Source organism: Oceanobacillus sp. FSL W7-1309 (genome assembly GCF_038002145.1).
Lineage (GTDB): Bacteria > Bacillota > Bacilli > Bacillales > Amphibacillaceae > Oceanobacillus > Oceanobacillus profundus.
Genome location: NZ_JBBOBX010000001.1, coordinates 1,056,201 through 1,070,358, shown reverse-complemented (window position 1 = coordinate 1,070,358; position 14,158 = coordinate 1,056,201). Strand labels below are relative to the sequence as shown.

Below are 14,158 nucleotides of genomic sequence, written 5' to 3'. Positions count from 1 at the left end.
AATAATTATTGACATAATAAAAGTAAGCGAATACAATATGAATTAATAATTGTAAACTGTCTACATTACAGAATATTCAATTTATTTATTTGTTAGGAGGCCTGCATGTAGTAATGAATATAGGGAAAATGCATGTAAGTGAACAAGTACTTGCTTATTTGCGTAAAGAAATTATGTTAAATCGATATAAGGAAGGTGAACACTTAAAGGAATCCCAATTATCAAGCGAATTAAATGTGAGCAGGGGACCTATACGTGAAGCTCTTTCAAAATTAGAAGCTGAGCGGTTGGTTAAGAGACTTTCAAATGGTAGGACAGTAGTAGGGAAGTTTGATATTGAGGATATTAGGAATTTATATGATAGTCGTATTTTATTAGAAAAGCATGCCCTAACACAAATATCTCCAGAAGCTCTAGAAAAAGATAAACATCTACTTTATCTCTACATCCAGCAAATGCAGGATTCTTTCGATAGTCAAATTAGGAATGTTGATGCAGACATGGAGTTTCATGCGTTACTAGTAGGTATGACAAGTAATCAGTCACTTATTCAATTATGGCATTCCTTAAATGGCATGATACAAACGTTAATCGAGGTTACGTCTACAATTCTTGAGTCAAGACAGCAGGAAATTATTGAAGAGCATCTTGTCGTGGTTGATGCGCTAACCATAGGGGAAGTAGAGAAAGCTCAAGAACTGTTAGCCCGGCATTTGAAGAGCGCTTCGGATCATTATTGTCAAGCAGTTATGGAATTGAATTTAGGAGGAAAGATAGGATGACTCAACAAAAACTCAAATGTGCAATTATTGGCTCAGGAAATATAGGAACAGATCTTATGTATAAATTATTACGCAGTGACAAGCTTGAACCTACAACAATGATTGGAATTGACCCGAATTCAAAAGGGTTAGCACTTGCGAAAGAGCATGGACTTGTTCCGATTTATAATGGGATTGATGGCTTTGTGGAGCAAGCAGACTTAGCAGATATTGTATTTGAGGCAACCTCTGCTAAGGCCCATACACATAATGCACCGATATTAAAGAAATTAGGGAAAAAGGCAATTGATCTAACCCCCGCTGCTGTGGGACCGTTTATTGTACCTGCTGTAAGCTTGGATGAGCAAAGTGTGGAAGCGTTAGATAACGTTAATATGGTTACGTGTGGGGGACAAGCAACTGTACCAATGGTCAAAGCAATTTCAGACGTGGTCGACGTGGAGTATGCAGAAATTGTTGCTTCCATCTCTAGCAAAAGTGCTGGACCAGGAACACGTCAAAATATTGATGAATTTACAGTAACAACTGCAAAGGCTCTACAGGAAGTTGGTGGTGCCAAAGAAGGGAAAGCACTTATTATTTTGAACCCTGCAGAACCACCAATTCTAATGCGGAATACAATTCACGTAAAAATATCGGAATACTCTGATGAGATACATCAAAATATTTTACAAAAATTAGATGACATGTTGAAAGTCGTGCAAAGCTATGTGGAAGGATATCGTTTTAAAGCAGATCCGGTAATTAAGGATAATATTGTAACTGTTTCTGTTGAGGTAGAGGGAAATGGTGACTACCTTCCGAAATACGCTGGTAATTTAGATATTATTACTTCCGCAGCTGTTAAAACGGCTGAGGTCATTGCAGCTGCAATGGTTTCGAAAGGAGTGGCACAGTGATGAGCAAAAAAACAATTCGATTCAATGATGTTACATTACGTGATGGTATGCATGCGATTTCGCATCAATATTCGGTAGAACAAATTGCTGAGTTAACAAAATTAATAGATGATTCTGGTGTGGATATTATTGAGGCAACACATGGTGATGGGCTCGGGGGAAGTTCGATCCAGTATGGCTTCTCGAAAGAAACGGAAAAAGACATTATTACAACAGCAGTAAAGTACGCTAAAAATGCAAAAGTTGGTGTTTTGCTTATTCCTGGCATAGGGACTATTGAACATTTAAAGCATGCACGTGAATGGGGGGCATCCGTTGTCCGCGTTGCTACACATTGTACCGAAGCTGATGTTTCTGAGCAGCATATAAAAGCAGGAATTGATTTAGGAATGGATACGGTAGGTTTTTTGATGATGTCTCATCGTGCAGCTCCAGAATTGTTATTAGAAGAAGCTAAAAAGATGGAGTCCTATGGGGCAAGCACCGTTTACGTTGTGGATTCTGCTGGGGCTTTAACAATGGATGATACGAGAAGAAGGGTGGCCTTGTTCAAAGAAAACCTTAATACACAAGTTGGATTTCATGCACATAACAATCTTTCTTTGGGCGTAGCCAATTCTATTGTTGCGATAGAGGAAGGTGCAGACCGCATTGATGCTAGTTTAGCAGGAATGGGGGCTGGAGCCGGTAATGCTTCTCTAGAGCAGCTTGTAGCCGTTATGAATAAGTTAGATATTCCGCACCATGTAGATTTATATAAGGCAATGGATGCAGCTGAAAATGTAATGAAACCCATGATGAAGAGACCAGTTCAAATTGATCGATTAAGCTTAACCCTTGGGTATACAGGTGTCTATTCTAGCTTTCTCTTATTTGCAGAAAGAGCTGGAAAAGAGTATGGCGTAGATGCGCGTGATATTTTAACCAAACTTGCTGAAATGGAAGCAGTTGGTGGACAGGAAGATTGGATTATTGGAGTAGCACAGGAATTAGCAAAGGCGAAATAGTAGGAAATGAAAATCTAGTAGATACGTAAAATTAGGAAGGTTAGGTGGTATCATGTTAGTTATTTTAGCGGATGGAAACTCCCTGGAGGGAGATCATTATCGAATTGAAGAGCAGTTTTTTAAAGAAAGAGACGTTGAGTTCCGAATTGAAGATTGCTTGACAGAAGAAAGTGTTATTGAAAAATGCAAGGATGCAGACGCCGTATTAAGCGTTTATGCTCCAATAACAGAAAGGGTTATTAATGAGTTAACAAACTGTAAAGTACTTGTTAGATATGGAATTGGTTTTGATAACATCGATGTCAAAGCCGCTTCTAATAAAGGTATTCCTGTTTGCAACATTCCGGATTATTCTATTCCAGAAGTTGCAACACATACAATCGCGATGCTTTTACATTTTGAAAGAAGAATTGGTTTATTAGATAGATCAGTTCGAGAAGGAAAATGGAATCCGAATGAAGGATTTAATTCGAAGCGCCTCTCATCATTAACCCTTGGCTTAGTCGGTTTTGGGAATATTGCTCAGGAGACAGCTAAATTTGCTAAAGCTTTTGGTATGAATATTGTCACGTATGATCCATTTATTCCAGATGACGTAGTTAAGAAATTCGGCATCGAAAAAATTGAATTAGATGGACTTATTGAGCAGGCTGACTATGTATCGATCCATGTTCCACTGAACGATGGCACATTCCATTTGATCAATCAGGAAAGGTTGGAAAGAATGAAAAACACTGCTGTTATTTTAAATACAGCAAGAGGACCTATTGTTGATCAAGATGCATTGGTAGAGGCGATAAAAAATGGTTCTATAAGAGGAGCTTGTCTGGATGTACTTGAAAAAGAACCAGTAAAATTAGAGGATGAGATTTTAAAGCTTGATAATGTAGTAATTACACCGCACGCAGCATTTAATAGTGTAGAAGCAAAGGAACGGCTCCATATGCGTGTTTGTGAAACCGCTTACGAAATTTTAACTGGTGGCATACCGCAAAATATTGTTAATGAATCAGCAGTACTATCTTAAAAAATAGTATTTATTTAAGATCCTAAATCAAAAGGGGTATAGCGAATGAAGAAAATACGATATGTGTTGTTCGTTGTTTTCTTAGCACTCGTATTACTTGGATGCTCAAGTACGAGCGCTACAACGAATGAAAAGGAAACGTATACAATTATTGCTGCACATTCTACAGCAGAAACAACATCATTTAATGAGATATTTAAATATTTCAAATCGGAAATCGAAGAAAGAAGTGAAGGTAGAATTAAAGTTGAAATATACCCAAGTGCACAGCTGGGGGCGGATCGTGAATTAATTGAAGGAGTTCAACTTGGTGATGTAACCATGTCACTTCATTCAACAGCTCCTGCAGTAAATTTTGTAGATGATGTTGCGGTGTTCGATATTCCGTTTCTCTTTCCAGATAAAGAAACTGCTAGAGCTGCGATGCACGTAGATAGTCCCTTCTTTGAACTGCTCGCACAAAGCCAAGAAGAAAAAGGATTTAAATTGTTAGGACTACATGATCAAGGATTTCGTCAACTAACAACAAAGAGTGTAAAAGTAGAATCGCCTAATGATCTAGATGGTGTACGTTTACGAACAATGGAGAACCCATACCATATGGCAACATGGCAAACGTTAGGTGCAAATCCTACGCCACTTCCATTTAATGAAGTATATACAGCATTACAGCAAGGGACAGTGGATGGTCAGGAAAATCCGTTTGAATTGATTATTTCCCAACGGTTCTATGAGCAGCAGGATTACTTAACAGAAACGAATCATATCCTGCAAGCGATTCAAATCATTATGAATCAACAGTATTTTGATGATTTGCCAGAAGATCTGCAAATTCTTGTTGAAGAGGTAATAGCTGAGGCGGTTGTTGTAGGAAATGAATTTATTGATGAGAAGGAAGCTGAATATAAAGAAATTATGACAGATGCTGGTGTTGAATTTGTTGAAATTACACCAGATCAATTAGCAACTTTTCAAGAATCTGTATCGAACGTGCTAGATCAGATAAGTCAAGAAGTTGATGAAGAATTGTTAAATACATTGCTTGAATCTGTACAGCAATAGAGAAACATATTAGAAAGGATGTTACTTAAGGTAACGCTCATCAATCTGCTATTTTCATGAAGAGTGTTGCCTTGGGTAACGATTCATTAGGAGAGGTGAATAATAATGAGGTACATATCTTGGCTTAATAAACATATGGAAGAGCTTTTATTAGGGCTGTCGATGCTAAGTTTTGTATTTATTATGGGTCTTCAAGTTTTTATGAGATATGTAATGAACAATTCACTAGCATGGCCAGAAGAGCTCAGTCGTTACATTTTCATATGGTTTACCTTTATTGGTGTGAGCTACGCGGTGAAAAATAATTCGCATTTAAGGGTAGATATTATTTTGAACTATCTACCGAAAAAGTTGGCTCGTTTTTTTGAATTAATCGGTGATATATTCTTCTTTGCATTTAGTATAGTCGTGCTAATTGCTGGGATCAATGTATTTAATACTTTCCTGGGCACAATGCAAACTAGTCCAAGTCTTTCCATTCCTTTAGCTATTGTGTATTTATCTGTACCAGTAGGCTTTGCTTTCACGATGGTTCGATTAATCCAGAATAATATAAAGCGATTCAAAGGGATTGAAGTGGAAAGGGAGGAAACGACATTATGAGTGCAGGTGTAATCTTCATCGTACTAATAATATTTTTAGCAATTGCTATACCAATTGGAGTTTCTTTAGGTCTTACATCTGTATTTACTGCCTTTTTTACAGATGTTCCAATTAACGTTGAGTACATCGTGCGTAGTATGGCAACCGCTTTAGATAGTTATCCGTTACTAGCAATTCCACTGTTTATATTTGCCGGAACAATTATGGCAAAGGGCGGAATGTCGGAGCGATTATTTAACGTCTTTATTTTCTTTGTTGGAAAAAGAACGGGTGGTGTACCCGCAGCGGCAATTTTAACCTGTTTGTTTTTTGGGGCAATTTCAGGGTCTGGTCCAGCTACTGTGGCGGCAGTCGGAGCAATGGTTATACCGATTTTAATCAAGCTTGGTTATGATAAAGGCTTTAGTACAGCAATGATTGCTACAGCGGGTGGGCTTGGTGTTATCATCCCACCGAGTATACCATTTATTGTATTTGGAATGTCTGCTGGTCAATCTGTTGGTGACTTATTTATCGCTGGTATTCTTCCTGGTATTCTTATCGCGCTTTGTTTAATTGGCTATACGTATTTTTATTGCCGTGGAAAAGGTGAAGATAAGGAAAAAATTAATGAAGTATACAATGAAATTACGAAAGATGGTATTTTGAAAATTTTCTCTAGAGGATTCTTTGCTCTATTAACTCCCGTCATTATTTTAGGTGGTATTTATAGTGGGATTGTAACGCCGACAGAGGCAGCGGTTGTCGCTGTTATATATGGACTTATTGTTAGTATATTTATCTATAAGACAATTCATCGGCAAAATTTCATACCGATTATTATAGAGTCGGTGAAGGTAACCGTCCCAGCATTATTTGTTGTATCGGCTGCGACAGTATTTGGTAGAGTGCTAACTTTAGCGCGCTTGCCACAATCTGTTTCTGAATTCATGGTATCCTTAACGGAAAAATCAGCTCTAATTATACTGATCATTATACTTATATTGTTAATTGTCGGTATGTTTATGGAAACCTTAGCAGCTATTTTAATTCTAACGCCAATCTTTCTGCCTGTGGTCACAGCAGTTGGATTTGATCCGATACACTTTGGAGTAATTATGATTGTTGCACTAGCAATTGGATTTGTAACTCCTCCAGTTGGTATGAATCTGTTCGTAGCAAGTGGTCTAACCAATCTATCTATAATGGAAATTGGCAGAAGGGCAATACCTTTTATTGTTGCATTTTTAGTTGCTTTGTTACTAATCACATTTATTCCACAAATAAGCTTATTTTTTCTTTAACTATTAAATGAATGGGAGCGATTTCAATGCATGCGAAAACAAAATTTCATGGTATTATCCCACCGATTCCATCTGTTTTATATGAAAATGGGAAAATAGATGAAACTGGAATGAGGAATTTGATCGATTTTCTAATTGAATCTAAAGTGGATGGTCTTTTCTTTAATGGTTCTGGTGGGGAGTTTAGTCAGATGTCGATCAATCTAAGGAGGCAGATGGCAAGATTTGGTGTGAACTATGTAAATGGACGGATACCTGTTTTAATCGGGACTGGATCAGCGAGTACCGAAGAAACAATAGCGCTAAGTCTACATGCTAAAGAGATTGGTGCAGACGGTGTAGTGATTGTAAATCCGTATTATTGGAAATTAAGTGAGGAAAGTTTGTATCAGCATTATTGTCAAATTGCAGATGCTGTTGACTTACCAATTCTATTGTATAACTTCCCAACATTAACGGGTCAGGATTTAACTCCGGAATTGGTTTACAATCTGGCAAAAGAATATCCACATATTGTTGGAATTAAGGAAACTGTGGAAGATATTGGTCACACAAGAGAAATCATATTGAAGGTGAAAAGTGAAAGACCTGATTTTGCCGTTTTTTCGGGATATGATGACCAGTTATTAAATACGCTTTGTACTGGAGGAGATGGATCTATTCCTTTAACAGCATCCTTTGCACCAGAGCTATCCGTTGGTATTTATCAGGCATTTAAAGCAGGTAATTATGAGAAGGCGATTCAGTTACATCGTAAGCTTACGCCATTATTATCATTATACAAATTGGATTCTCCATTTGTGAACGTTGCCAAGGAAACAATTAAATTGCGTGGAATTGATATATCAACAGAGGTCTTAGCACCTTTACGTCCATTAAATGAAGAGAAGAAGCAGGAATTAGAACGTCTAGCAACTACGTATCTATCTGATTTTTTACAGGTTACGAACGAGGTGGAGTAAAAGATTTGTATGGAGATGATTGAATGAAACTACCGAATATTGTAAAAGTAAAGCAGCATTTTACCGGTCCATCTGTATCAAATATTGAAAAAAAGATAGCAGCAGAGTTCAGTAAGCGGACAATCGATATGAAAATACGACCTGGAATGGAAATTGCTATCACTGCGGGAAGTCGTGGGATAGCTAATATAGCTCGAATTATTCGGGCAACAGTAATGGAAGTAAAAAAACGGGGAGCAATGCCCTTTATTGTGCCAGCGATGGGTAGCCATGGTGGTGCGAAAGCAGAAGGGCAAATCGAGGTGCTGAAGAGCCTTGGTGTAACCGAATCCTATTGTGATGCGCCGATTCGAGCGACAATGGATGTAGTTAAGCTAGCGGAAACTACTGCCGGGGTCCCGGTTTATATGGATAAAATTGCTTTTCATTCTGATGGTGTCATTTTGATAAATCGTATTAAAGCACATACAGACTTTTCGTCAAAGGTTGAAAGTGGACTAATGAAGATGGCTTCGATCGGTCTCGGGAATCATAAACAGGCTTTAGCGATTCATGAACGGGGTGTCATTGGTTTGAGGGAGCATATGCCGTATGTTGCTGCAGAGATATTTAAAAGTGGAAAGGTTCTTATGGGAATTGGACTTGTAGAGAATGCTTTTGAAGAAACAGCTGAAATTGAGGTTATCCCGGTAGAGAAAATTGCAGAACGAGAGTCTCAATTACTCGTACTATCCAAGAAGCTATTTCCAAGACTACCAATCGATCGGTTAGATATTTTATTTATTGATAAAATGGGGAAAAATTACAGTGGATCTGGAATGGACACGAATGTAATTGGTAGAGTACGAATTGATGGCGAGCAAGAGCCTGCATTACCATCCTATCAGCAAATTATTGTTTCCGATTTAAGTGAAGAATCCCATGGAAATTCAACTGGAATCGGTTTGGCTGATTTAACAACTACACGATTATTTAATAAGATCGACCTGCAAAAAATGAACGAAAATGTTATTACAAGTCGCTTTTTGAAGCGGGCAAGTATTCCAATGGTATTGCCCAGTGATCGCGATGCTATTGAGACAGCGATAAAATGTGGTTGGGATGTACAGCCAGAGAAGGTTCGGTTTATGCGGATTCCGAATACATTACATTTGGAGGAATTGTATGTTTCAGAAGCGCTTGTTCCAGAACTCGAGAGAATGGCTACGATTGAGATTATCGGAACACCATCGCCTATGGAGTTTAATGAATTCGGATACTTTCAGGAACTTAATGAATCAAAATGAGGAGGAGTTTAATTGACTACACAAACAGAAAATATTTACGGTAATTTAATTAATGGTGAATGGCTTCAATCGGAAGATACATTTATTGTAGAAAACAAATACACACACGAAGTCTATGCTAAGGTAGCAAAATCGAGTCAAAAAGTAATTGAAAACGCAATCACAAACGCATATGAGACCTTTAAAGAAGTGAAGCTATCGGCAACGGATCGTTACGATATTTTAATGCGAGCTACACAGATATTTGAAGAAAGGAAAGAGGAAATTGCACGCGTCATATGTAGCGAAGCTGGCAAAACAATTACCGATGCCAGAGCAGAGGTTGAACGTGGCATCCAAACATTTATTGCTTCTGCTGAGGAGGCAAAACGACTATCCGGTCAAGGATTGCCAATCCAAGGGCAGCCAGGAAATGAGGCGAAAATGGCATTTTCGATACGTGTACCTGTAGGTGTAATATGTGCGATAACTCCTTTCAATTTCCCATTTAATTTGACTGCGCACAAGATTGGTCCTGCCATTGCTGCTGGGAATACGGTAGTTTTGAAACCGGCTGAAAAGACGCCAGTTTCTGCAATTAAAATGGCTGAAGTACTACTTGAGGCGGGATTACCGAAAGGCTTTTTGAATGTAGTCAATGGATTTGGTCATGAAACAGGGCCAGTCCTTCTAAAGGACGAGCGCATTGCAATGTACACATTTACTGGTAGTCCCTCTGTGGGCCGAGTGATCAAGCGTGAATCTGGTATTCGTAAAGTAACCCTTGAGTTAGGGAATAATTCACCAAACATCATTCACCATGATGTCGCTGATCTACAACGTGCGGTTGATCTTTGTGTATCAAGAGGTTATTCAAACTCAGGGCAAGCATGTATTTCCGTACAACGCGTGTATGTTCACCGAGCAATTTATGAAGAAGTGCTAGAACAGGCAAAAGTAATAGCAGAATCATTTATCGTAGGAAATCCAGAAGAAGAGACGACTAATATTGGACCGATGATTAGTATCGAGGAAGCTGAACGGGCAGAAAAATGGGTTCAAGAGGCTGTGAATGCTGGAGCAATTATAGTTACTGGTGGAACAAGAGAAGATGCATTATTTAAGCCTACTATCTTAACGAATGTTAAAGAAGATATGAAAGTGATGTGTGAGGAAGTATTTGCACCGATTATTAGCATTGTCACTTATGAGGATCTGGATGAATTGTTTGCAAGCGTAAATGCATCAAAATTTGGATTACAGGCAGGTATCTTTACTTCAAATCTTCACTTGGCGATGAGAGCTGCTCAAGAACTAGAGTTTGGTGGCGTAAACATTAACGATGTTTCGACATTCCGAGCAGACATTCTACCATATGGGGGAGTTAAAGACAGTGGAGTTGGTAAAGAGGGCCCACGTTATGCAGTTGAAGAGATGACAGAGGAAAAAGTAATTACAATGCATTTGTAACAGAAAGGATGTTGTAAAATGACTAGGAATGTTTGGGAATACTTTTCAACCCAAAATATTGTTTTTGGGAATGGCTCTATTCACAATCTAGATAAACTGTTAAAGCGATTCCGTGCAAAGAATGTCTTTTTGATTACAGATCAAGGAATTGTTCAAGCTGGAATTCTCAAGAAAGTTAAGGAACAACTTGCATTACATAACTATGAAGTGGTTGTATATGATCAGGCTGTACCAGAACCACCGATTTCAAGTGTAATGGAAGCTTTTGAGTTCGCAAAGTCGCAAATTAAGACAGATGTCATTATCGGACTTGGTGGTGGGAGTAGTATTGATTTAGCTAAAGTTGTTGCTTTACTAATGGAACATGGGGGACATCCAAGGGATTATTTTGAAGAGGGAAATGTCCCAGGACCAGTTGCACCATTAATAGCAATTCCTACTACTGCTGGTACGGGGTCGGAAGTAACCTCCGTTGCAGTAGTCAATGATACAGAAAATAATATAAAAGTTGGGATTTCGGATAATTATTTGCGACCAGCAGTAGCTTTACTGGATCCTGAATTGACTGTAGGTTTGCCACCTTATGTAACAGCTTGTTCCGGAATTGATGCATTATCACATGCTATTGAATCGTATACAGCAAAGGATTTTAAGTATATTGAGGCAGAGGGAACTATTTTATTCCAAGGGGCATTTCCTATCACAGATGCACTCGCAGAAAAGGCGATTGAGCTCATTGTAAATAACTTAACAATTGCTGTGCAACAGGGAAGTAATTTAGAAGCCAGGGGCAATATGATGCTTGGTAGTTTACTAGCTGGGCTTGCTTTTTCGAATGCAGGAAATGCTCTAGCACATGCAGTTGCTTATCCGATCGGTGGCTTAGTTAACTCACCTCATGGAGAAGTAACGGGTTTACTGATGCCTTATGTTATGCGATACAATGTAGCAACATCAAAGGATAAAATGGTGAAAATTGCAAAAATATTTAATTTAGTTCATGATGATAAAACAACTACAGAACTTGCTTATGCTGCTGCGGATGCAGTTCTAAAGCTAACTGGAGAAATTGGACTACCTACGAAACTTTCTCAAATAGGAATTAAAGAAGCTAATTTAGAAGAAATAGCTGAAAAATCATTACCAATTGAGCGGTTAATACGTAATAGTCCGAGAGTACCACGAAAAGACAGTTTAATGGAATTGCTTAAAGAAGCTTATTGATAAAATGTGGAGGTAAATAGAATGAAAACAATTACGTTCATAAAAGATTCTCAACAGAAATTAGGCGTTGTTACAGATAAGGGTATACTCGATATTGCATATGCGGTAGAGGTGCTCTCTGATCAACTGGAGCATTCAACATTCCCTTTATCAATAAGAGCACTAATCGAGGGTGGAGTAAAAGCCCGTTTCGATGTGGAACAAGTTGTTGCAGTTGCTCTTTCCTCTGATCGTTCCGACTTGTTTTTGGATGAGGATAGTGATTTAGAATATGGCCCATGTGTTACAGACCCACAAAAGATCCTTTGTATTGGTTTGAACTATAAAATGCATGCAGAGGAATCAAACATGGCATTACCGGAAAAACCTATTGTTTTTAGTAAATTTAACAATGCGCTTTGCGGGCATCGTGCTAAGATTAATCTTCCTAAAAATGCAAAAGAGTTTGATTATGAAGGGGAGTTAGCCATCGTAATTGCTAAAGAGGCTAAGGATATCCCAAAAGAAGATGCTTTGCCTTATATCTACGGTTATACAATTGCGAATGACTTTTCGGCACGCGATCTTCAATTTCAAAGTCCCCAATGGTTATTAGGTAAAACGGGTGATCAATTCTGTCCAATTGGCCCATACCTGGTAACTGCAGATGAAGTTGCTGATGTAAACGATCTATCTGTTAGAACATACGTGAATAAGGAACGAAGACAAGATGGAAATACGGCACAAATGATATTCCCTTGTGATGAAATTATTAGCTATCTCTCAAAGCATATGACACTTTATCCAGGGGATGTTATTTTAACTGGTACTCCGGATGGTGTCATTATGGGGTATGAAGAAAGTGAAAGAGAATGGTTAAAAACAGGTGATGAAATCGTAATTGAGATTGAAAAAATAGGCAGACTCTCAAATGAATTAATATAAGAAAGCAGAAAAAGAATTGCTAAATGGTTGATCAACCATTTAGCAATTCTTTTTTCTATCTTAATAACAAGCTCTAAGTAGGAAATAATTCTTTATGGGAGAAGCGCATAAATCCTCTATTCTAGCAAAAACTATAGAAAGTTTGGTAAGAGGAGGTGGGGTCATGAGTAATCACGGAAAGAAACACAACAATCAATTCAAGGAAAATGAAAATTCCGGTGAGCATCGTAACGGACGTAAGAGCCCATATAAGAATAGTAACTCCAAAGGTGGAGGAGCTCCAAATGAATATGTGACGGATAAAGAATAAAGCAAATGCGGATCAGTTATATCGGATCCGCATTTGCTTACCAAGTATGTAGATGATAATTAAGATATTTACAATTGGAATAGTACCTATAATCGAATTCTGTAGGTTATCAAAGCTAGAGCTCAACTTATGTCTATTCCAAATATGCTTTACGACAATATCTTTAAATTTACATAACCTTTACATTTGGCTCATACTTCCTTAACATTCACACCTTATACTAGCAACTGAGGGCAAAAAGCCTCACAAAAATAAAGCATTCATTCAGGGGAGGACAATTTTACTATGAAGTTCAAAAAGTACCTAATGTTTCTACTTGTTGCAGCATTAGCAGTTGTGCTTGTAGCTTGTGGAGGAGAAACAGATGAAGGTAACACAGAAGAAACAGATAACTCTTCAGGAGAAACAGAAGGATCTGATGATGCAGCTGAATTAGAAGGCAGTGTAGTAATTGATGGTTCTGGAACAGTTTATCCATTAATGCAAAGAATTGCTGAAGAATATATGGTAAATGAACAGCAAGGCGTATCTGTTGAAGTTAGTCGTGCCGGTACAGGTGCTGGATTTGATAGATTTTTAGCAGAAAACGGAACAGATTTCAACGATGCTTCCCGTCTAATTAAAGAAGAAGAGCAAGCGAAAGCAGAAGAGCTTGGTTTTGAACCATTCGAAATGAAACTTGCATTAGACGGATTAACAATTGTTGTACACCCAGATAATGATTTTGCAACTGAATTAACTGCTGAGGAAGTACAAGGTATTTTCCTTGGAGAATATACAAACTGGTCTGATATTAATTCAGATTGGCCAGATGAGAAAATTAACACGTATGGACCAAATGAAAACCATGGAACATATGAATTCTTTTATGAAAGCATTCTTGAGGAACAAGATCTAGTAGGTGACATTGATCTTCAACAAGATTATTCAACACTAGTTACATTAGTTTCTGAAGATACAAATGCAATTGGATTCTTTGGATTTGGATACTATGCTAGCAACCAAGATAGCTTACAAGCAGTTGGAATCGACTTTGGCGAAGGTGCAGTAACACCATCTCTTGACACAATCGGTGAGAGTGGTCCATATGCTGATTACACACGTCCGGTATTCACATATTTAAATCCGAACATGGCAGCAGAAAAACCACAAGTAGCAGATTATGCACGTTATGTATTGGAAAGCACAAATGATTTTGCTGGTGAAACAGGATTCGCTCCACTTCCAGAAGATGAGATCCAATCACAATTAGAAGCTTTAGAAGCGCTACAATAAACGCGATAGAGGCACTATTTTAAGCAAAACACCTATATCAAAATTTGACATATGACTCTAAATAA

Annotated in this window: 14 protein-coding genes; all 14 read left to right on the top strand. The window is 38.1% G+C overall.

From position 1 onward, the window contains the following. Window positions 1–113: 113 nt before the first annotated feature. The 14 genes from NST46_RS04820 to NST46_RS04755 all read left to right on the top strand — a co-directional run bounded on the left by NST46_RS04820 (window position 114) and on the right by NST46_RS04755 (window position 14,093). A complete protein-coding gene (locus NST46_RS04820) occupies window positions 114–782 on the top strand; it encodes a GntR family transcriptional regulator (protein WP_303446939.1) in 669 nt (222 codons plus the stop codon). Further along, the gene (locus NST46_RS04815; RefSeq protein ID WP_303446938.1) at window positions 779–1,681 is read left to right on the top strand and encodes an acetaldehyde dehydrogenase (acetylating); all 903 of its coding nucleotides are present in this window, start codon (window positions 779–781) and stop codon (window positions 1,679–1,681) included. Before NST46_RS04820 ends, NST46_RS04815 begins: the two co-directional genes overlap by 4 nt. Continuing rightward, window positions 1,681–2,688 (top strand): 4-hydroxy-2-oxovalerate aldolase, encoded by a 1,008-nt coding sequence (dmpG, locus tag NST46_RS04810; RefSeq protein WP_303446937.1) that lies wholly within the window; start codon window positions 1,681–1,683, stop codon window positions 2,686–2,688. Before NST46_RS04815 ends, dmpG begins: the two co-directional genes overlap by 1 nt. Before the next feature lie 52 nt (window positions 2,689–2,740). Beyond that, entirely contained in the window at window positions 2,741–3,715 is a 975-nt protein-coding gene (locus NST46_RS04805; protein ID WP_303446936.1) for a C-terminal binding protein, read from the top strand. Between the two features lie 45 nt (window positions 3,716–3,760). Further along, window positions 3,761–4,777 (top strand): TRAP transporter substrate-binding protein, encoded by a 1,017-nt coding sequence (locus NST46_RS04800; protein WP_303446935.1) that lies wholly within the window; start codon window positions 3,761–3,763, stop codon window positions 4,775–4,777. 105 nt (window positions 4,778–4,882) lie between these two features. Further along, window positions 4,883–5,380 (top strand): TRAP transporter small permease, encoded by a 498-nt coding sequence (locus NST46_RS04795; RefSeq protein WP_303446934.1) that lies wholly within the window; start codon window positions 4,883–4,885, stop codon window positions 5,378–5,380. Beyond that, window positions 5,377–6,663 carry a TRAP transporter large permease gene (locus NST46_RS04790; protein ID WP_303446932.1) on the top strand — a complete coding sequence of 429 codons (1,287 nt, stop codon included), beginning with the start codon at window positions 5,377–5,379 and terminating at the stop codon, window positions 6,661–6,663. Before NST46_RS04795 ends, NST46_RS04790 begins: the two co-directional genes overlap by 4 nt. Window positions 6,664–6,689: 26 nt before the next feature. Further along, on the top strand, window positions 6,690–7,625 hold the full coding sequence (locus NST46_RS04785) for a dihydrodipicolinate synthase family protein (RefSeq protein ID WP_303446931.1): 936 nt from the start codon (window positions 6,690–6,692) through the stop codon (window positions 7,623–7,625). A 23-nt stretch (window positions 7,626–7,648) separates the two neighbouring features. Continuing rightward, window positions 7,649–8,911 carry a lactate racemase domain-containing protein gene (locus tag NST46_RS04780; RefSeq protein WP_340002489.1) on the top strand — a complete coding sequence of 421 codons (1,263 nt, stop codon included), beginning with the start codon at window positions 7,649–7,651 and terminating at the stop codon, window positions 8,909–8,911. Between the two features lie 12 nt (window positions 8,912–8,923). Continuing rightward, on the top strand, window positions 8,924–10,360 hold the full coding sequence (locus NST46_RS04775; RefSeq protein ID WP_341136828.1) for an aldehyde dehydrogenase family protein: 1,437 nt from the start codon (window positions 8,924–8,926) through the stop codon (window positions 10,358–10,360). A gap of 18 nt (window positions 10,361–10,378) precedes the next feature. Beyond that, entirely contained in the window at window positions 10,379–11,584 is a 1,206-nt protein-coding gene (locus NST46_RS04770; protein ID WP_303446928.1) for a hydroxyacid-oxoacid transhydrogenase, read from the top strand. Window positions 11,585–11,605: 21 nt separating this feature from the next. Beyond that, the gene (locus tag NST46_RS04765; RefSeq protein ID WP_340002487.1) at window positions 11,606–12,508 is read left to right on the top strand and encodes a fumarylacetoacetate hydrolase family protein; all 903 of its coding nucleotides are present in this window, start codon (window positions 11,606–11,608) and stop codon (window positions 12,506–12,508) included. A 163-nt stretch (window positions 12,509–12,671) separates the two neighbouring features. Beyond that, a complete protein-coding gene (locus NST46_RS04760; RefSeq protein ID WP_168927269.1) occupies window positions 12,672–12,818 on the top strand; it encodes a hypothetical protein in 147 nt (48 codons plus the stop codon). Between the two features lie 285 nt (window positions 12,819–13,103). Then, a complete protein-coding gene (locus NST46_RS04755; protein ID WP_095314029.1) occupies window positions 13,104–14,093 on the top strand; it encodes a PstS family phosphate ABC transporter substrate-binding protein in 990 nt (329 codons plus the stop codon). Window positions 14,094–14,158 lie beyond the last annotated feature (65 nt).

What these genes read in the sequence shown, in the direction of transcription:
- NST46_RS04770 (WP_303446928.1), top strand. Translation starts at nt 10,379, where the DNA reads ATGACTAGGAATGTTTGGGAATACTTTTCAACCCAAAATATTGTTTTT.
- NST46_RS04755 (WP_095314029.1), top strand. Translation starts at nt 13,104, where the DNA reads ATGAAGTTCAAAAAGTACCTAATGTTTCTACTTGTTGCAGCATTAGCA.
- NST46_RS04765 (WP_340002487.1), top strand. Translation starts at nt 11,606, where the DNA reads ATGAAAACAATTACGTTCATAAAAGATTCTCAACAGAAATTAGGCGTT.
- NST46_RS04795 (WP_303446934.1), top strand. Translation starts at nt 4,883, where the DNA reads ATGAGGTACATATCTTGGCTTAATAAACATATGGAAGAGCTTTTATTA.
- NST46_RS04800 (WP_303446935.1), top strand. Translation starts at nt 3,761, where the DNA reads ATGAAGAAAATACGATATGTGTTGTTCGTTGTTTTCTTAGCACTCGTA.
- NST46_RS04790 (WP_303446932.1), top strand. Translation starts at nt 5,377, where the DNA reads ATGAGTGCAGGTGTAATCTTCATCGTACTAATAATATTTTTAGCAATT.
- dmpG (WP_303446937.1), top strand. Translation starts at nt 1,681, where the DNA reads ATGAGCAAAAAAACAATTCGATTCAATGATGTTACATTACGTGATGGT.
- NST46_RS04805 (WP_303446936.1), top strand. Translation starts at nt 2,741, where the DNA reads ATGTTAGTTATTTTAGCGGATGGAAACTCCCTGGAGGGAGATCATTAT.
- NST46_RS04815 (WP_303446938.1), top strand. Translation starts at nt 779, where the DNA reads ATGACTCAACAAAAACTCAAATGTGCAATTATTGGCTCAGGAAATATA.
- NST46_RS04785 (WP_303446931.1), top strand. Translation starts at nt 6,690, where the DNA reads ATGCATGCGAAAACAAAATTTCATGGTATTATCCCACCGATTCCATCT.
- NST46_RS04780 (WP_340002489.1), top strand. Translation starts at nt 7,649, where the DNA reads ATGAAACTACCGAATATTGTAAAAGTAAAGCAGCATTTTACCGGTCCA.
- NST46_RS04760 (WP_168927269.1), top strand. Translation starts at nt 12,672, where the DNA reads ATGAGTAATCACGGAAAGAAACACAACAATCAATTCAAGGAAAATGAA.
- NST46_RS04820 (WP_303446939.1), top strand. Translation starts at nt 114, where the DNA reads ATGAATATAGGGAAAATGCATGTAAGTGAACAAGTACTTGCTTATTTG.